This window comes from Streptomyces sp. NPDC026515, from assembly GCF_055567595.1.
On record NZ_JBVHQD010000002.1, the window covers coordinates 78188 to 95287 of the forward strand.

The 17100-nt window shown below is 71.1% G+C and carries 17 protein-coding genes; 15 read left to right on the forward strand and 2 right to left on the reverse strand.

The features are described from left to right. Positions 1 to 84: 84 nt before the first annotated feature. Positions 85 to 1566, forward strand: a complete 1482-nt coding sequence (locus tag ACZ4O3_RS03795) for a GntP family permease (RefSeq protein WP_467721054.1) — start codon at positions 85 to 87, stop codon at positions 1564 to 1566. A 64-nt stretch (positions 1567 to 1630) separates the two neighbouring features. Next, a complete protein-coding gene (locus tag ACZ4O3_RS03800) occupies positions 1631 to 2269 on the forward strand; it encodes a hypothetical protein (RefSeq protein WP_467721055.1) in 639 nt (212 codons plus the stop codon). Positions 2270 to 2422: 153 nt separating this feature from the next. Here ACZ4O3_RS03800 and ACZ4O3_RS03805 read toward each other — a convergent pair whose 3' ends face one another. Next, positions 2423 to 3772 (reverse strand): M14 family metallopeptidase, encoded by a 1350-nt coding sequence (locus tag ACZ4O3_RS03805; protein WP_467721056.1) that lies wholly within the window; start codon positions 3770 to 3772, stop codon positions 2423 to 2425. A 360-nt stretch (positions 3773 to 4132) separates the two neighbouring features. On the opposite strand from ACZ4O3_RS03805, the gene ACZ4O3_RS03810 reads away from it, so the two are divergent. Further along, a complete protein-coding gene (locus tag ACZ4O3_RS03810; protein WP_467721058.1) occupies positions 4133 to 5011 on the forward strand; it encodes an MEDS domain-containing protein in 879 nt (292 codons plus the stop codon). A gap of 135 nt (positions 5012 to 5146) precedes the next feature. Here ACZ4O3_RS03810 and ACZ4O3_RS03815 read toward each other — a convergent pair whose 3' ends face one another. Continuing rightward, positions 5147 to 6871, reverse strand: a complete 1725-nt coding sequence (locus ACZ4O3_RS03815) for a chitinase (RefSeq protein ID WP_467721059.1) — start codon at positions 6869 to 6871, stop codon at positions 5147 to 5149. A 202-nt stretch (positions 6872 to 7073) separates the two neighbouring features. On the opposite strand from ACZ4O3_RS03815, the gene ACZ4O3_RS03820 reads away from it, so the two are divergent. The 12 genes from ACZ4O3_RS03820 to ACZ4O3_RS03875 all read left to right on the forward strand — a co-directional run bounded on the left by ACZ4O3_RS03820 (position 7074) and on the right by ACZ4O3_RS03875 (position 17068). After that, positions 7074 to 8006 carry a hypothetical protein gene (locus tag ACZ4O3_RS03820; protein WP_467721060.1) on the forward strand — a complete coding sequence of 311 codons (933 nt, stop codon included), beginning with the start codon at positions 7074 to 7076 and terminating at the stop codon, positions 8004 to 8006. Between the two features lie 70 nt (positions 8007 to 8076). After that, positions 8077 to 8781: a Flp pilus assembly protein CpaB gene (cpaB, locus tag ACZ4O3_RS03825; protein WP_467721061.1), complete on the forward strand. Its 705-nt coding sequence runs from the start codon at positions 8077 to 8079 to the stop codon at positions 8779 to 8781. 12 nt (positions 8782 to 8793) lie between these two features. Continuing rightward, positions 8794 to 10056, forward strand: coding sequence for an AAA family ATPase (locus ACZ4O3_RS03830; protein ID WP_467721062.1), 1263 nt, complete (start codon positions 8794 to 8796; stop codon positions 10054 to 10056). 215 nt (positions 10057 to 10271) lie between these two features. Further along, the gene (locus tag ACZ4O3_RS03835; RefSeq protein ID WP_362716202.1) at positions 10272 to 10601 is read left to right on the forward strand and encodes a pilus assembly protein; all 330 of its coding nucleotides are present in this window, start codon (positions 10272 to 10274) and stop codon (positions 10599 to 10601) included. Beyond that, on the forward strand, positions 10598 to 10954 hold the full coding sequence (locus ACZ4O3_RS03840) for a TadE/TadG family type IV pilus assembly protein (RefSeq protein ID WP_362716200.1): 357 nt from the start codon (positions 10598 to 10600) through the stop codon (positions 10952 to 10954). The genes ACZ4O3_RS03835 and ACZ4O3_RS03840 overlap by 4 nt, the downstream gene beginning before the upstream one ends. Before the next feature lie 18 nt (positions 10955 to 10972). Further along, entirely contained in the window at positions 10973 to 12310 is a 1338-nt protein-coding gene (locus ACZ4O3_RS03845) for a CpaF family protein (protein WP_362716197.1), read from the forward strand. A 3-nt stretch (positions 12311 to 12313) separates the two neighbouring features. After that, on the forward strand, positions 12314 to 13258 hold the full coding sequence (locus ACZ4O3_RS03850) for a type II secretion system F family protein (RefSeq protein ID WP_362716194.1): 945 nt from the start codon (positions 12314 to 12316) through the stop codon (positions 13256 to 13258). Between the two features lie 12 nt (positions 13259 to 13270). After that, positions 13271 to 14158, forward strand: coding sequence for a DUF5936 domain-containing protein (locus ACZ4O3_RS03855; protein WP_362716191.1), 888 nt, complete (start codon positions 13271 to 13273; stop codon positions 14156 to 14158). A 35-nt stretch (positions 14159 to 14193) separates the two neighbouring features. Next, positions 14194 to 15402, forward strand: a complete 1209-nt coding sequence (locus ACZ4O3_RS03860) for a sensor histidine kinase (RefSeq protein ID WP_467721064.1) — start codon at positions 14194 to 14196, stop codon at positions 15400 to 15402. A gap of 41 nt (positions 15403 to 15443) precedes the next feature. Beyond that, positions 15444 to 16199, forward strand: coding sequence for a response regulator (locus ACZ4O3_RS03865; protein ID WP_467721065.1), 756 nt, complete (start codon positions 15444 to 15446; stop codon positions 16197 to 16199). Positions 16200 to 16301: 102 nt separating this feature from the next. Next, entirely contained in the window at positions 16302 to 16487 is a 186-nt protein-coding gene (locus ACZ4O3_RS03870) for a hypothetical protein (protein WP_351318768.1), read from the forward strand. Further along, positions 16487 to 17068, forward strand: a complete 582-nt coding sequence (locus tag ACZ4O3_RS03875; RefSeq protein WP_467721066.1) for a pilus assembly protein TadG-related protein — start codon at positions 16487 to 16489, stop codon at positions 17066 to 17068. Before ACZ4O3_RS03870 ends, ACZ4O3_RS03875 begins: the two co-directional genes overlap by 1 nt. Positions 17069 to 17100 lie beyond the last annotated feature (32 nt).

Genomic DNA, 17100 nt, shown 5'->3' on the forward strand with positions numbered 1-17100 from the left:
GTCGCGGCACGGCGCCCGCACCGGGTGCCGTGCCGCGATCCCCCCTGCCCGAAAGCACCATGTTCTTACGCAGAGGACCCCCATATGTCCCTACCGCTCGCCGCCCCCGCCCCCGCCCCCGCCACCCCGCCCCACACCGGAGGACTGCTCCTCCTCCTCGACGGCACCGCCGGCCTGCTGACCGTCGCCGCCATCGGCATCGCCCTTCTCCTGTTCCTGATCATCAAGGCGCGACTGCAGCCCTTCGTCGCCCTGCTCGCCGTCTCCATAGCCGTCGGCCTGCTGGCGGGTCTGTCGGTCACCGAACTCTTCGGCACCGTCCAGCGGTCGGACGCCGTCTCCACCGTCGAGTCCGGCATGGGCGGCATCCTCGGCCACGTCGCGATCATCATCGGCCTCGGCACCATGCTCGGCGCGATCCTCGAAGTCAGCGGCGGGGCAGAGGTACTGGCCTCCCGGCTGCTCAACCTCTTCGGCGAGAAGCGCGCCCCGCTCGCCATGGGCCTCACCGGACTCATCTTCGGTATCCCGGTCTTCTTCGACGTCGGCATCTTCGTGCTGGCCCCGCTCGTCTACGCGGCGGCCAAGCGCGGCGGCAAGTCGATCCTGCTCTACTGCCTTCCGCTGCTCGCCGGTCTGTCCATGACCCACGCCTTCCTGCCCCCGCACCCCGGCCCGGTGGCCGCCGCCGCCCTGCTCCACGTCGACCTCGGCTGGGTCATCCTCATGGGCGTCGTCTGCGGCATCCCGGCGGTGCTGGCCGCGTGGGCGTACTCGGCCTGGATCGGCAGGCGCATCTTCGTCGCCGTACCGCAGGACATGGTCGAGGCCGCCGACGAGGCCAAGCAGGCGGTGCTCGCCGAGCAGCGGGCGTCCGGCGTCGAGCCGCAGGAGAAGCCCGTCGCGCTCGGCACGGTCCTCGCCATCATCGGTACGCCGCTGGTCCTGATCCTCGCCGCGACCTTCTCCTCCATCGCCCTGGACCCCTCCACCGGCCGCTCGGTGATCGAGTTCTTCGGCACGCCGATGGTCGCCCTCACCCTCGCCCTGGTGCTCGCCTACTACCTGCTGGGCATCCGGCGCGGCTGGTCCCGCAAGTCCCTGGAGACGGTGTCGACCGCGTCCCTGAAGCCGGTCGGCAACATCCTGCTGGTGGTCGGCGCGGGCGGGATCTTCGGCGCGGTGCTGAAGGCGAGCGGGGTCGCCCAGGCCCTGTCCGACACCTTCAACGGCGTGGGCCTCCCGGTGATCGTCCTCTCCTACCTGATCTCCGTGGTGCTGCGGGTCGCGCAGGGCTCGGCGACGGTGGCGATCGTGACGACGGCCGGCATCGTCGCCCCGCTGCTGAGCGAGGGTCACCACTCACAGGCCTTCGTCGCCCTCGTCATCATGGCCGTCTCGGCCGGCTCCATCTTCGCCTCGCACGTCAACGACGGCGGCTTCTGGATGGTCGCCAAGTACTTCGGCATCAGCGAGCGGGACACGCTGAGGACCTGGACCGTCCTGGAGACGGTGCTGTCGGTGGCCGGCTTCGCGGTGGCGGCCGTGCTCAGCGTCTTCGTGTAGGCGTCTGATAACGAAGTCGGGGCTGGCTGTCTCCGGCACAGGTTCTTGGACCATACTGCCCGCTGTGGAGCAGCGCATAGGAGCCAACAGCCAGCCCCTGGAAGGCGCCGGATTCGACCCGGCCTTCATCCCCGGGCTCACCTCGCCCGTGCCCGCCGAGCCGGCGGACACGGAGGCGAAGGCCGCCGAGGCGGAGGAGGCCGAGGCCGTCGAGGACACGGTCGAGCCGGCGTCCGTGACCGAGGCCGCGAGCGATGACGAGGCCGTGGCGGCGGAGGCCGACGGCGCGGAGACCACCGACGGTCCCCGCTTCGAGGCCTCCGACCGGCGCGCCCGGATAGAGGCCGACCGCCAGGGCGTGCGCCTCAGCCTCGACGAGGAGAAGTGCGAGTTCCGCTGGGACGAGATCGGTGCGATCGAAACCGAGGCACCGCGCTTCGGGAAGCGGTTCACGATCACCGTCCACACCCCGGAGCGCCGCTGGTACCCCATCGAGATCGAGGCGACCTCCCGCTCCCGCTTCAAGGAGTGGGAGGACGACCTCGACGCGGTCCTGGACGCGTACTTCGAGGACGGCGAGGAAGCGGACGACGCCCCGGAGACCGTGGCCGAGGCCGAGGCCGGGGCAGGGACCGGCACCGAGGACAAGACCGAGGTGAAGGCCGGGACCGGCACCGAGGACAAGGCCCGCGACGAGAAGTAGCCCGGCACGGGCGGGCGGCCCCGGTACCCAGGTCCCGTGGTCGCCCGGGGCCTGTCGTGCGGCTCATGCCGCGGACGCGCGGGGTCTGGCCCGCACGCCTGCGGCGCCGATCAGCACCATCGCTCTCCTGCGACCTGATCCGAACGACGGGTCCTAGCCGCAGTACTGTGCTTCCTTCCCGATCGACCGGTACATGCAGTCCGCGTTCTCCAGCAGTTGGAACACCGCGTCCCGGTTCCGGGAGGTCTCCCGTTCGATCACCTCGTCGGGCGGATAGAACCCACCCCCGGAACTGGACGTCGGGTACATCTCGAACGTGAAGTCGAAGATCTTCTGTGTGCCCCACAGATAGTCGTCGATCGACCCGTCCGTGATGTACAGATCGCTGGACTGCTCCGGCGTGTAGCCGTTGCTGGCCGCCATCTTCCGCCCCACGGCCTTGAACGCGGCCGCGTCGTCCGCGGTCATCCCGGTGGCGGTGTCGGCCGTCGTGTACCCGAACGGCCACAGCACCAGTTCGCTGTACGTGTGGAAGTCGATGCCGGCCTTGATCTGCTGCTTCCCGCCGACGACCCGGCCGCGCACGAAGTCGGCGACGACCTTCACCTCGGGCGCGGACTCGGCGGACGCGCCCCGGTAGGTCTCCGAGGACTTGGTGCCCGAGGAGCCGCCGCAGCAGCCCCAACGGTAGTCCCAGTTCCGGTTCAGGTCCGTACCGACGTACGAGGAGCCGGAGTTGGGCTGCCGGTTCTTGCGCCACGACCGGTACGAGCCGGTGGCGATGTCGTACTCGCCGCCGTCCGGGTTGAGGTCCGGCACGATCCAGATCTCCCGGCTGTTGACGAGGTTCGTGACCCGGGAGTCGGAGCCGTATCCCGCGCCCAGCTCCCGCAGCAGGTACAGCGCCATCTCCACGGTGAGGTGCTCGCGCGCGTGCTGGTGGAAGGTGAGGAGGACCTCGGGTTCGTTCTCGTCCGTCGCCACGTTGTCGCTCACCTTGACGGCGACGATGTCCCGGCCCTCGTAGGACTTGCCGATCACCCGTTTGCTCATGATGGCGGGGTAGGCGGCGAGCCGCTGGTCGATCTCGGCGTTCGCCTCGGCGTAGTTGTGGTACTTCGAGTCGGCCGTCGGGAAGTCGAACAGGCGCAGCCCGTCGGCCGCGGTGCTCCGGTCGGGGGTCGCGCCGAGGGGCGTGACGTCGTAACCGAGGCGTTTCAGCGCGGCGATCTGCGGGGCCCGCCCGGAGACGACCACCGACTCCTCGTCGGCCTCGTCCACGGTGACGCCGGTCTGCTGGATGGCCGCGCGGGTCACGGGCGTGGTGCTCTGGTGGATCTCGTACTGCCGGACGTCGTCGGCCGAGGGCGGCGCCGGGCGGGCGCTGTCGGCGGACGCGTGGGTGGCCGTCGCCGACACGGGGGCCGCGAGGGCGAGGGCCAGCAGGGCGCCGAGCGCGGCGGTCCGGCCGCGGGAGCCGGAGCCGCGAATGCGAAGTCGCATGAAGTCTCCTGGGGAGGTGGGGGCGGTTCACTGCGACGTGCCTGGGTGTGCGTGGTGCGGGGGCTGTGCGGGTGTCGCTCATCGTCCAAGGAATGGCATGAACAGGTCAAGACGGTAAAACCGGCCGCGGGGACCGGCCGTGCGAAAAGGCCGCGCAGTCTACGCCTTTACCCGCAACCAGAGGCGGCCCCTACCGAAGTACGCCCACCCGCGTGATGCCCGCGTGCGTCTCACCGGTCCGGCGGGAGACGGTGGACGGACGGACAGGGCTCCGCCGGTCCCGCTCACCGGCCCGGCAGCGCCGGCAGGACCAGGCTCACCGTCCGGGTGACCGCCCGGCGCTGACGCACAGGAGACCCGATGAGCACCCGCGCGAGCGCGCGCACCGGTGCGGCCCAGGGGCGCTTCGACCACCGGATGGCCGTGTTCGGCTCGGACGACGCGTTCGTCGCGGCCGCGCTGCCCTTCCTTACCGAGGGGCTCGTCGCCGCCGGTGAGCCCCGGTCGGTCGCGATCGCCGCCCCCGGTCTGCTGGCCGCCCTGCGGGACGCGCTCGGCGCCGACGCCAAGGAGGTCGGCTTCATCGACCACGCCGACTGGTACACCGGGACCGCCGCCAACGCCGTCGCCCAGGGCGCCGGTTACCTCGCCGCGCACGCGGGACCCGGCGGCCGTGTCCACCTCCTCATGGAGCCCGACCGGTCGGGCCGGGCCGGGCGCTCGGCGCGGGAGAGCGCGGAGTGGATCCGCTACGAGTGCCTCGCCAACCTTCTCTTCGCACCGTTCGCCACCACGGCCCTGTGCGCGTACGACACCCGGACGGCGGGCCCGGCCGTCGTGGACGCCGCCCGCCGTGCCCACCCGGGTACCGGGGTGTACGAGCAGCCACCGGTGCTGGTGCGTGAGCTGGACGCCGTACCGCTGTCGCCGCCGCCGCGCGCGGTCACCCGGCCGGCGGCCGCGGAGCCGGTGCGCGCCTGGTCGGCCGAGCAGGGGCTGGCGGCCGCCGCCCACGGGCCGGTCGTCGACTTCGTGGCCTGGGGTGAGGCCCCGTCGTGCGTCTGCGAGCTGCGGTTGTGCCGGGCCGTGGCGGATCCGCTCGCCGGGTTCGTGCCGCCGCGGGGCGGGGAGCCGGGTCCCGGGCAGGGGCTGTGGTTCACCCGGCAGGTGTGCGCGTACGGCGACGTGCGGGACGGGGTGGCCGGGGACGGGGCGAGGATCCGCGTCCCGTACGCGTGAGCCAAGTGTGCTGTGCCGTGCGGGCCGCGGCGATGGGGGGCGTCGCGGCCCGCACGCGGAGGCGGGATCGGCGTGGTGGAATCCCGCGCCCCGGCGGAGCCGCACACCGGTGCGGCCCCGCGCCTCTCCGGGGTGCTACGGCAGGGCGTGGACGTGTGCTCCCACCGAGTTGGACCACGCGTTGCCGGCCGACGCGTCCCAGTTGGTCGACCAGGTCATCGCGCCACGCAGGCCGGGGTAGGTCGTCGACGGCTTGAAGGAGCCGCAGCCGGTGCCCTTGGTCAGGCAGTCCAGGGCGTTGTTGACCACCGTCGGCGAGACGTAGCCGCTGCCCGCCGCGCTGGTCGACGCCGGCAGGCCGAGGCCCACCTGGGAGGGGGACAGCCCGCCCTGGAGCTGGATGCAGGCCAGCGCGGTGAGGAAGTCCACCGAACCCTGGCTGTACACCTTGCCGTCACAGCCCAGCATGGAACCGCTGTTGTAGTACTGCATGTTGACGACGGTGAGGATGTCCTTGACGTTCAGCGCCGTCTGGAAGTACCCGTTGGACGTCGACTGCATGTCGATCGTCTGGGGCGCCATGGTGATGATCAGCGAAGAGCCGGCCTTCGACGACAGGGAACGCAGCGCCTGGCTCATGTAGGTCGCGTTGATGCCGTTCTCCAGGTCGATGTCGACGCCGTCGAAGCCGTACGTCTGCATCAGTGAGTAGACGGAGTTGGCGAAGTTCGTCGCGGACGCCGAGTCGCTCACCGAGATCGTGCCGTTCTGGCCGCCGATCGAGATGATGACCTTCTTGCCGGCCGCCTGCTTGGCCTTGATGTCGGCCTTGAACTGGTCGACCGTGTACCCGCCGAGTCCGGCCGAGTCGAGGGTGAAGCTCACCGCGCCCGGTGTACCGGTCGCGTCCGCGAAGGCGACGGCGATGATGTCGTAGGAGGAGGGTACGTCCGAGATCTTCTGGACGGTCGCTCCGTTGTTGAAGTTCTGCCAGTAGCCCGTCACCGCGTGCTTGGGCAGCGTGCCGCCGCCGTTGCCGCCGGAGGCGGTCGTGGTCGCCGTCACCGCCGTCGACCTGGCGGACTCGCCCGCCGAGTTGGTCGCGGTGACCTGGAAGGAGTACGACGTCGAGGCGGCGAGGCCGGTGACCGTGGCCGAGGCGCCGGCGACCGCCGCGACCTTGGTGCCGCCCTGGTAGACGTTGTAGCCGGTCGCGCCCGACACCGCGTTCCAGGACAGTGACGCGGAGGAGGACGTCGTACCGGAGACCGCGAGGCCGGCCGGGGTGGCGGGCACGGTCGGGGCCGGGTCGGAACCGCCGCCGCCGTCGGGGCCGTAGACCGAGACGTCGTCGGCGAAGTAGGCGGGCTGGCCGTACCAGCCGTGCGTCCAGACCGTCACCGAGGTGGTCGAGGAGCCGGTGGTGAAGGTCGTCGACAGCTGGGTCCAGGACGTGTTCGGGGTCCAGGTGGACACGTCCGTGGTGCCGGTTCCGGTCACACCGAGGTAGGTGTAGGAGCCCTGCACCCACGCGCTGAGCGTGTAGGTCGAGTTGGCCTTGACCGCCACCGTCTGGCTGCACTGGGCGTAGTCCTGCCCGGCCGGGGTCGCCTTCAGGGCGGCGGCGCCGGAGTGGACGGGTGAGGAGACGGTCGTACCGCTGCCCGCCGAACAGGTCCAGTTGGCGAGGGCCGACTCGAAGCCGGCGTTCTTCACGTTGTTGACGTCGGCGGCGGAGGCGGGGGAGGAGGCCAGGCCCGCCATCGCGAGTGCCGTGGCGAGCGCCGCCACGGCCGACCAGGTTCGGATACCTCGCTGTCCGGCATGCCGGGACACGAGTCGGGGGATGAGTCTGGGCATGACAATCAAGGTGGTCCAGACCAATTCACGTGTCAATAGGTCCAGACCAAATTCAAAGGAGCCGCTGACCGGATCAGGCCCCGGACATATGCTCAACCTGTCCCGGTTTGGCGCCACTTGTATGGTCACGGATCCCAGACAGCTGGACAAACGCTGTTCTCCGGTCACAGAGGCGTGGTTACAGTGCTGAGGTAGTCACGCAATGAAGTCGTCCCGGCTCATTGGAGTAACACCGGTGGGCCGCCGGGGTGTGGAGAGCGGGGAGCTGCGCGTGCCAACTGCCATTGCCGTGACCAGCGCCGACATGGCGCTGCCCGTGCAGGACGAGCGGACCATGCCCGCGGTCGTGCTCCGGGACCTGGACCAGCGGCCCCTCGACCACGCCCTCGCCGAGATCGCGGCGCTCATCGAGCAGCACGGACACCTGATCGTCGTCTGCTCCGCGGCCGTACCCGAAGCCGTGACCCGGCGCCTGCACACCCTGCGCGCCCTGCTGGAGAGCGACCGGATAGCCCTGTTCCGCCCCGACCTGCCGCCCCTCGGCATCGCCGTGCTGGCCCGGCAGTTGCGGCAGCTGGCCTCCTGCGACCTCAGCCCCGGCGTCCTCGCGTCGGCCGGCCGGCTGCTCACCCACTACATCCACTCCGGCGCGGTCCTCGGCTCGGTCGCCAAGCTGGACCGGGTCCCGGTCACCCTCAAGGCGCACACCAAGTCCTGGATGCCCGGCACCCAGTTCGCCGTCGTCGCGCACCCCCAGCCGCAACTGGTCCGGGTCGGTCCGGACACGACCCTGGCGGGACCCGATTTCAGCACCTGGCTGCTGGTCGCCAGAGGGCAGCTGCAGTCCGAGTGGATCGGCGGTCTCGCCAGGTCCTGGGGCGCGTACGGGCTGCGCGAGACCCCGCTGCCGGCCGAGTCCGCCCAGTGGTGGGGGACGGGCCGCGTGATCGAGTTCACCAGCTATCTCTCCGACCTGTCGGTCCTCTACCAACTGGTCACCTCGGTCCGGCGGACCAGCTGCCACTGGTGCGGCATCGACGTCATCGGCGACCGCTGTGTCTTCTGCTCCGCCAGCCCGCCCGTCTACGACCCGCCGACGCACCGCGCGCTGGAACAACGGGCGACGCCCGCCTGACCCGTACCGCCCACCGCCACTCACCGATCGGTTCCCCACTCCCCGCTTCCCCGATGAGGTCGCACGGTCCATGAACTCCCGTCAGCGCCGCGGCGTGATACTCCTGATCCTGTCGGTGATCTGCGCGCTCGGCGCCTTCGCCGGCGTGCTCTCGGTCATCGACAACGCGAAGTCCGAGGTCGGCCCCAAGGTCACCGCGTACAAGGTCCGTTCGGACGTCAAGCCGTACACGACACTGAGCGCCGGCCAGTTCCAGAAGGTCGAGATGCCCCGGCGGTGGCTGTCCGCCAACGCCGTCACCAGCCTCGCCGCGATCGAGGGAAAGACCGCGGTCACCACGCTGAAGAAGGGCTCGCTGCTCCAGACCGACATGATCGTCGACCAGCCCGCGCTGAAGGCCGGCGAGCAGGAGGTCGCGATCATGATCGACGCGGCCACCGGAGTGGCCGGGAAGATCACCCCGGGCTCGCTGGTCAACGTCTACGCCACCTTCGAGGGCAAGCAGCAGAGCGCCCCCGACCAGTCGAAGATCATCGTGACCAACGCCCGGGTCCTGGACGTCGGCGCCCAGCTCAGCTACGTCGACCCGGACAACAGGAACCAGCAGCCCAGCGACGCCGTCCCCATCACCTTCGCGCTGTCCACGCTCGACGCCCAGCGCCTCACCTACGCGGAGTCCTTCGCCCAGCGGGTCCGGCTCGCCCTGGTCGCGCCCGGCACGACGACCACCGTGCCGGACAAGGACCGCACCTACGAACTCGCGACGGACAAGTGAGAGGCGCCTCGCATGCCCATCAGGATCCTCCCCGCCGTCGGTGACCCGGACGCCGTCCGCGCACTGGTCTCCCTGCTCAGCCAGCTCCCGGACAGCGAACCGCTGCCGCCCGTCGCCGACTCCACCCAACTCGTCGACACCCTGGGCCGGTTCGCGGCCGAGTCCGTCGACGAACTCCCCGAGGTCGTCGTCGTCCACGAACGCATCGGACCGGTCCCGGCCCTGGAGCTGATCCGCGAGGTCGCCCTGCGCTTCCCGGCGGTCGGCGTCGTCCTCGTCACCACGGACACCAGCCCCGGCCTGTTCGCCGCCGCGATGGACTCCGGCGCCCGTGGCCTGGTCGGGCTCCCCATGAGCTACGAGGAGCTGGCCGGCCGCGTCCAGGCGGTCGCCCAGTGGTCCACGGGCGTACGACGCCACCTCGGCCACGGCGCGGACGCGTTCGCCGGCGTCGGCGGTACCGTCGTCACCGTCAGCGGCGCCAAGGGCGGCACCGGCGCGACCCTGGTGGCGATCCAGGTCGCCCTCGCCGCGCAGGCCTCCGGCCACTCCACCGCGCTGGTCGACCTCGACCTCCAGACCGGGGACGTCGCCTCCTACCTGGACGTCCAGTTCCGCCGCTCGGTCGCCGACCTGGCCGCGGTCAACGACATCTCCCCGCGCGTCATGGCCGAGGCCGTCTTCCGGCACGACTCCGGGCTCGCCCTGCTGCTCGCGCCCGCCGAGGGAGAACGCGGCGAGGAGGTCACCGACCGGGCCACCCGCCAGATCCTCAGCGCCCTCCGTTCCCGCTACGAGATCGTGGTCGTCGACTGCGGAGCCCAGCTCGGAGGCGCGGGCGCGGCGGCCGTGGAGACCGCCGATCTGGCCGTCCTGGTGACCACGCCCGACGTGGTCGCGGTGCGCGCAGCCAAGCGCACGGTGCGGATGTGGGACCGGCTGCAGATCCGCAAGGCCGAGGAGACCACGGTGGTCGTCAACCGGCACACCAGGGCCACGGAGATCCAGCCGGCCCTGATCCAGCGCATCACCGGCACCGCGCTCGCGGGCACGGCGATCCCCGCGAACTTCAAGGAACTCCAGAGCGCGGTGGACGCGGGACGCATGCACGAACTCGACGCCCGGAGCACGGTGAAACAGGCGCTGTGGGCACTGGCGGGGGAGCTGGGTCTGGTCCGCACGGCGGAGGGCACGGTACCGCGCCGGGCCGCCGCCCGGGGCCGGAGCGGGGAGCGGGCGGCGGTCGGATTCCGGCGACGGAAGGAGTTGCCATGAGGATCCGCCGGACGGGTGGTGGGCCGGGTGCGGGTGCGTGGGGGCCGAGCGCGCGGTTCCCCGCACCCCTCGGGCGCGCTTCAGCGGGGCGCGTTCTGGCCGGGTCCCGCAGGGAAGCGCCCCGAAAGGGCGCGGGGAACCGCGCGACCAGCCCCCACGCACCCGCACGCGTCGGGGCACGCGACCGCGGCCAGGTCACCATCGAACTCCTCGGCATGACGCCGGTCATCATCCTCACCCTGGTGCTCATGTGGCAGGCGGTCCTCGTCGGATACGCCTTCACGCTCGCCGGGAACGCCGCCGACGAAGGGGTACGGGCGGGTACGGCCGTCCCCCCGGGGGAACGGTTCGCCGCCTGTCGGCGCGCCGCGCTGGAGGACCTCTCCGGCGCCTGGCGGCAGGGCGCCACGGTGGACCACTGCGGCGGCACCGGCATGGTCACCGCGGACGTCTCCCTGCGCGTCCCGGTGCTCTTCCCCGGCACGATCGACTTCCCGGTCACCGTGCACGGCCACGCCGGCACGGTGGAGGAGGTGAAGCAGTGAGGCTCCGTGAACGGTGCGACGAACGCCGCGGCCGCGACCGAGGACAGGTGGCCGTCGAGTACCTCGGGTTCATCCCGGTCCTGCTCATCGTCGGACTGGCCGGCATCCAGCTCGGCGCCGTCGCCTACGCCGCCGAACAGGCGGGGACGGCGGCCCGCGCGGGCGCCCGGGCCGCCGCCCTGCGGCAGGACGCCGGCTCGGCCTGCGCCGCCGCGGTCAGCCTCGGCGTGACCTGTGCGACCTCCGGCGGCGGCGACTCGGTCACCGTCACCGCGACCGTCCACATCCCGAAGATCCTCTGGGTGGACCTCGGCAACGCCACCAAGTCCGCCACGATGCCCGTCGACCACTGAACGAGGAGCACGGCAACCATGAGCCTGCGGGCACGGATCAACTCCCCCGAGGAGCACGGCAGCCGGGGCGAGGACGGCCATCTGGTCTCCTCCTACCGGGCCAAGCTCCTGGAGGAGATCGACCTCGCGGAGATGAGCGCGCTGGCCGCCGCCGAGCGCCGGGCCCGGCTGGAACGCGTCCTCGGCCACATCATCAGCCGCGAGGGCCCGGTGCTCTCGACCGCCGAACGCTCCCAGCTGATCCGCCGGGTCGTCGACGAGGCCCTAGGCCTCGGCATCCTGGAGCCGCTCCTCGAGGACGCGTCGATCACCGAGATCATGGTCAACGGCCCGGACGCGATCTTCGTCGAGCGTGGCGGCCGGGTGGAGCAGCTGCCACTGCGGTTCGCGTCCGCGGACCAGCTGATGCAGACCATCGAACGGATCGTCTCCACCGTCAACCGCCGTGTGGACGAGTCCAATCCGATGGTCGACGCCCGCCTGCCCTCCGGGGAGCGCGTCAACGTGATCATCCCGCCGCTCTCCCTGACCGGCCCCATCCTCACCATCCGCCGCTTCCCGCGCTCCTTCACCCTCCAGGAGCTGATCGGCTTCGGCTCGCTGGACGAGCACATGGTGTACCTGCTGGCCGGCCTGGTGCAGGCGAAGTTCAACATCATCGTCTCCGGTGCCACCGGCACCGGGAAGACGACCCTGCTGAACGCCCTGTCCGGGCTGATCCCGGCGCACGAACGCATCATCACCATCGAGGACTCCGCCGAACTCCAGTTGCAGCAGTCGCACGTGGTCCGGCTGGAGTCCCGCCCGGCCAACGTCGAGGGCAAGGGCCAGGTCTCCATCCGCGACCTGGTCCGCAACTCCCTGCGGATGCGCCCGGACCGGATCGTGGTCGGCGAGGTCCGCGGCGGCGAGTCCCTGGACATGCTCCAGGCCATGTCGACCGGCCACGACGGTTCGCTCGCGACCGTCCACGCCAACAGCGCGGAGGACGCCCTGACCCGGCTCCAGACCCTGGCCTCCATGTCGGACGTCGAAGTCCCCTTCGTCGCCCTGCACGACCAGATCAACAGCGCGGTCGAGGTCCTCGTGCAGCTGACCCGGTTCGCGGACGGCGCCCGCCGGATCACCGAGATCGCCGTGCTGGACAGCCACGGCAGCGAGCCGTACCGGCTGGCGACGGTGGCCCGCTTCGACGCCCGGCCCATGACCCACGACGGCCACGTCCACGGCACCTTCCAGTACTTCCCGCTCCCGCGGCGCACCGCCGACCGCCTCTACATGGCGAGCCAGCCGATTCCCCAGGCCTTCGGCGTGGCCCAGCACTTCGACCAGCTCACCACCCGAGAAGCGAGGTAGGCCATGACCCTCCATGACCTCGTCACCCTCACCACCGGCGTCACCCTGCTGACCTGTCTCCTGGCCGTGGTGGGCCTGCACACCTACGCCTCCGGCCGGGCCCAGCGCGCCGCCCTCGTGGACCGCCTCTCCTACACCGGCCAGGCCCCGCTCACCGGCCGCCGGCGCCGCTTCCGCAACCTGGACCGGCGGCTGCGCGGCACGGGGCTGGGCAGGCGGCTGGAACTCCGGCTGGCGGCGACGGGCCTGGACGTGACGCCCGGCGAGTTCTTCGTCTACATGCTGGCCGCCGTCGTGGCCCTCTGGCTCATCGGCCAGGCCACCCTGGCCCCGTTCTTCGGGCCGATCGCCGGCCTCCTCGGAGTCTTCGCCGCCGTGCAGTTCCTCAACTGGCAGCGCCAGAAGCGCATCGAGCGGTTCATCGGCCAGCTTCCCGAACTCGCCCGCATCCTGGCCAACGCCACGCAGGCCGGCCTCGCCCTGCGCACCGCGATCGGCATGGCGGCGGAGGAGCTGGAGGCCCCGGCGGGCGAGGAACTCGGGAAGGTGGCCGACCAGTTGGCGATCGGCCACTCCATGGACGACGCACTCGGTGAACTGGCCGAACGGCTCCCGTCCCGCGAGCTGGTCGTCCTGGTCACGACCCTCGTCCTCTCCAACAGGGCGGGCGGCCAGGTGGTCTCCGCCCTGCGCAACCTGACCGAGACCCTGGAGGAGCGCAAGGAGACCCGGCGAGAGGTCCGCACCCAGCTCTCCCAGGTGACGATGACGTCGTACGCCGTCCCGGCGCTCGGCATCGGCGCCCTGTTCCTGATGAACGGGGTCAAGGGCGACACCCTGGACCGCATGACGGGCACCGCCCTCGGGCAGGCCGCGGTCCTCATCGCCTTCGGCCTCTACGTCATCGGCTTCGTCCTCATCCGCCGTCTCAGCCGCATCGACGTATAGGGGGATGTCACCATGGCACTGCTTCTCGCCCTCCTGATGGCCCTCGGCGTCTGGGGCGTCTTCGCGGGCGTCCGGATGTACCGCGCGGACGTGAAACTCCCCTCCGACCTGGCGATCGCCCTGGAGGTCGGCGCGACCCGCACCGGCGCCGCCAACTCCCTCATCGACCGCATGGGCATGCGTTACGCACCCGCCGTGCTGCGCCTGATGGGGCCGCGCATGGTCGCCAGGTACCGGCGCAGGATCGACCTGGCGGGCAACCCGGGCGGCCTGACGATCGACCGGTACGCGGCCCGCCGCGCGGTCTACGGGGCGCTGGGCGCCGTCGGCTTCCTGGTCTTCCTGCTCCGCGGCCAGTGGCTGGTGGCCGTCCTGCTCCTCCTGTTCGGCGCGTTCTGGACGGAGGTCGGCATCTGGTCGGCGATGCGGATCCGCAAGGACGTCATCGAACGCACCCTGCCCGACTTCCTGGACGTCCTCGCGGTGGTGGTCAGCGCCGGCCTCGGCTTCCGCCAGGCGCTCGACCGGGTCGCCTCGCACTACGAGGGCCCCTGGGCGGACGAACTCCGCATCACCCTGCGCCAGCTGGACCTGGGCATGAGCCGCCGCCAGGCCTTCGCGGAACTCCGCCGCCGCAACGACTCCGAACAGGTGGCGATGTTCGTCACGGCACTCCAGCAGGGCGAGGAACTGGGCGCGCCGATCGTCGACACCCTGGTCGCCCTGGCCAAGGACATGCGCCGCACGGACGCCCAGAACGCCCGCCGCAAGGCGGCCCGGGCGGTGCCGAGGGCCACGCTGATGATCACCACGTTCATGGTCCCGGCCACGATGCTCCTGCTGGCCGCCGGCCTGCTGCTGGGCTCCGGGGTCGACTTCGGGTCCGTCACGGGGAAGTAGCGGGAGAGGCAGCCGGGGGAGGGCGGGTGAGGACGATGACGGCACGGGAGGACGACGGGAAGGTCGAGATCCGGGCCCTGCGGGCGATGGGCCGGCAGGTCTTCGGTTTCCGCCTGGCCATGATCGCCGTGGCGGCCCCCGCAGCCCTCCTCAACGCCACCCCCGGCCTGGGCACCCGCCTGGTCGGCTCGGCGGTGGTCGTCACCTTCATGATCTCCTACGTCCTCTTCCGCGACTGGCAGCGCTTCGGCCCGCTCCTCCTGCGCCACCCCACCCTGCTGGCCCTCGACACCCTCTTCGGCTCCTTCCTCCTGGTCTCGGCCGGCCCCGACACGACCCTCGCGTACGTCAGCGTCTGCACCCCGCTCCTCGCCGGCCTCCTCTACAGCTGGCGCGGAGCGGCGGTCTTCGCCTCCCTCCAGTCGCTGATCCTGCTGACCGTGACGGCGACGCTGGAGCACCACACCGCGGTGGCCGACTCCCTCCTGCTGCCGGGCCTGTGCGTGATCACCGGTGCGCTGGGCTCCACCCTGCGCACCCTGATGCTGCGCTTCGGCACCGCCACCGAGGCCCTCACCGAGACCCGTGCCCGCCTGGCGGCGACGGAGGCGGTGAGCGCCGAACGCGCGCGTCTGGCCCGCGAGATGCACGACTCGGTGACCAAGACCCTGCACGGCGTCGCGCTGATCGCCGACGGCCTCGCGGAGTCGGCCGCCGCGTCCCCGGACCGGCTGGACCCGGCCCTGATCCGGCAGCAGGCGGAACTGGTGGCGACCGCGGCCCGCAAGGCGGCGGGGGAGTCCCGGGACCTCCTGTCGGACCTGCGGACCGCGACCGACGCCGAGCCGGCCGACGTACTGGACGAACTGGGGTCTCTGGTACGTGCCTTCACCGCCCGCACGGCCCTCCCCGCCACGTACGACGGTCCGGCCGCCCCCTTCCCCCTCGCCCCCGCCACCAGCCGCCGGCTGCTGAGCATCACCGCCGAGGCCCTGGAGAACGCCTACCGCCACGCACGGGCGACGAGGGTCGACGTACGCGCGCGGACCACACCCACCCACCTGGTGGTGACCATCCGGGACGACGGCCGGGGCCTGCCCCCGGACACGACCCTCGAAGTCCTGGGCCGAACCGGCCACTTCGGCCTCCTCGGCATGACGGAACGCGCCGCGTCGATGGGGGCGCACCTCCGGTTGACCACCGACGAGGGCACCGAGGTCCGAGTGGAGCTGCCACTGACATGACGAAGGCGACGGAGACGACGAAGACGAGAGGAGGCCCCCAGATGCCGCACCCCCCCTTCAGGGAGCGCGAAGAGCCCCCGCCCCCGCCCCTGCGTGTCCTGGTGGCCGACGACAACCCGGTGGTCCGAGCCGGCCTGACGGCCGTCCTCTCCGCGCCGGACGACCTCACGGTGGTGGCGGAGGCCGACGACGGCCGCGCGGCCTACGAGGCGGCCCTGCGCCTGCGACCCGACGTCATCCTCCTCGACGTCCGCATGCCCGGGACCGACGGCATGGCGGCACTTCCGCACCTGGTGCGGCTGGCCCCGGTCATGATGCTGACGTACAGCGACGAGGCGGAGATCGTGCAGGAGGCCGTACGCCTGGGCGCCGGCGGCTACCTGGTCCACGGCGAGTTCACGACAGCACAGCTGGCCCAGGCGGTACGGGACGTGGGCGGGGGCCGGCCGCACTTCACGCCGACGGCCACGAACGCGTTGCTCGCCCATATCAGAGGGCATGCAACTGCACACGCAAATCCCGAACAGCCCGCTCTCCCAACACATTTTCTCCCCAAAGGGCTTTCGCGACTGCAATCACCTGTGGGACAGTCGTCGAAGTCCCGATTTCAACTGAGCAGCAGGGAGGCGGAGATCATGGACCTCATCGCGTCCGGCATGACCAACCAGCAGATCGCCGCCGTCTGCTTCATCAGCGAGAAGACGGTCAAGAACCACATCAACCGGATCTTCGCCAAGCTCCACACCACCACCCGCGCCCAGGCGACGGCCAAGTGGCTGGGGGTGGCACGAGGATGAACAGGGTGAACTGGGTCCGGATTTGGGTCCTGGGACCCTCCGCCCACGGGTATGTTCCGCCGTACGGTGCAAGGATCGGAACCGAACCCGGAGGGGAGCACCATGAGCGACCGGATGCTGAGGATGCTTGTCGCGCTGCAGCGCCGCGCCGACGACCGGGGGCAGACCGCGGTCGAGTACCTGGGGATCATCGCGGTGGTGGTGGCGATCGTGCTGGCGGTCACCGGCACCAGCATCGGCCAGACGATCCTCACCAAGATCACTGCGCAGATAAACAAGATCGTGTGATGCGTCCGCGCCGTTACGGCGACTCAGGGCAGGCCTTCCCGATCTACATCACGGTAGCGGGGGGCCTGCTCTTTCTCGCGTTCGCGTACTTCGCAGTCGGTCAGGCCGCGGTGAACCGGAACAGTGCCCAGACCGCCGCCGACTCGGCCGCGCTCGCCGCGGCGATGAGTCAGCGTGACGCGCTGGCCGACCAGTGGGGGAAGGACGTGCTCGACCCCACCAAGTGGCTGGACGTCTTCGAAGGCAAGGTGAGTGTCGACAACTTCTGTTGGCGTGCCAGTCAACTGGCGGCTCAGAACGATGCCACCGCGGTGTGCGATCCCGAGCCTCCGCTGAGCTACAGCGTCGACGCCACGCCCAACAGGACCGTGGGTGACTCCGTAGTGCCCGGCACGGAGAGCATGAGAGCGACCGCGCATGCCAGGGCCGTGATCAAGCCGCTCTGCGACTTCACACCGTCCGGGGACGACAGCGTCCTGCCCGTACTCCACTGCAGGGACCGGAACTGGGAGCTGGACCCGGCCGATCTCACCGATCTGCCGGGCCCCGAGGATCTCTTCGACGTCTATCTGGCCGATTGACAAGCGAATCGACGAGTGGGGAAGGAAGGGGA

Bases quoted from the DNA above. Each gene is read 5' to 3' on its own strand.
- ACZ4O3_RS03865 (WP_467721065.1), top strand. From the start codon at position 15,444: ATGCCGCACCCCCCCTTCAGGGAGCGCGAAGAGCCCCCGCCCCCGCCC.
- ACZ4O3_RS03815 (WP_467721059.1), bottom strand. From the start codon at position 6,871: ATGCCCAGACTCATCCCCCGACTCGTGTCCCGGCATGCCGGACAGCGA.
- ACZ4O3_RS03855 (WP_362716191.1), top strand. From the start codon at position 13,271: ATGGCACTGCTTCTCGCCCTCCTGATGGCCCTCGGCGTCTGGGGCGTC.
- ACZ4O3_RS03850 (WP_362716194.1), top strand. From the start codon at position 12,314: ATGACCCTCCATGACCTCGTCACCCTCACCACCGGCGTCACCCTGCTG.
- ACZ4O3_RS03835 (WP_362716202.1), top strand. From the start codon at position 10,272: ATGACGCCGGTCATCATCCTCACCCTGGTGCTCATGTGGCAGGCGGTC.
- ACZ4O3_RS03820 (WP_467721060.1), top strand. From the start codon at position 7,074: ATGAAGTCGTCCCGGCTCATTGGAGTAACACCGGTGGGCCGCCGGGGT.
- ACZ4O3_RS03870 (WP_351318768.1), top strand. From the start codon at position 16,302: ATGAGCGACCGGATGCTGAGGATGCTTGTCGCGCTGCAGCGCCGCGCC.
- ACZ4O3_RS03810 (WP_467721058.1), top strand. From the start codon at position 4,133: ATGAGCACCCGCGCGAGCGCGCGCACCGGTGCGGCCCAGGGGCGCTTC.
- ACZ4O3_RS03805 (WP_467721056.1), bottom strand. From the start codon at position 3,772: ATGCGACTTCGCATTCGCGGCTCCGGCTCCCGCGGCCGGACCGCCGCG.
- ACZ4O3_RS03830 (WP_467721062.1), top strand. From the start codon at position 8,794: ATGCCCATCAGGATCCTCCCCGCCGTCGGTGACCCGGACGCCGTCCGC.
- ACZ4O3_RS03875 (WP_467721066.1), top strand. From the start codon at position 16,487: ATGCGTCCGCGCCGTTACGGCGACTCAGGGCAGGCCTTCCCGATCTAC.
- ACZ4O3_RS03795 (WP_467721054.1), top strand. From the start codon at position 85: ATGTCCCTACCGCTCGCCGCCCCCGCCCCCGCCCCCGCCACCCCGCCC.
- ACZ4O3_RS03845 (WP_362716197.1), top strand. From the start codon at position 10,973: ATGAGCCTGCGGGCACGGATCAACTCCCCCGAGGAGCACGGCAGCCGG.
- cpaB (WP_467721061.1), top strand. From the start codon at position 8,077: ATGAACTCCCGTCAGCGCCGCGGCGTGATACTCCTGATCCTGTCGGTG.
- ACZ4O3_RS03860 (WP_467721064.1), top strand. From the start codon at position 14,194: ATGACGGCACGGGAGGACGACGGGAAGGTCGAGATCCGGGCCCTGCGG.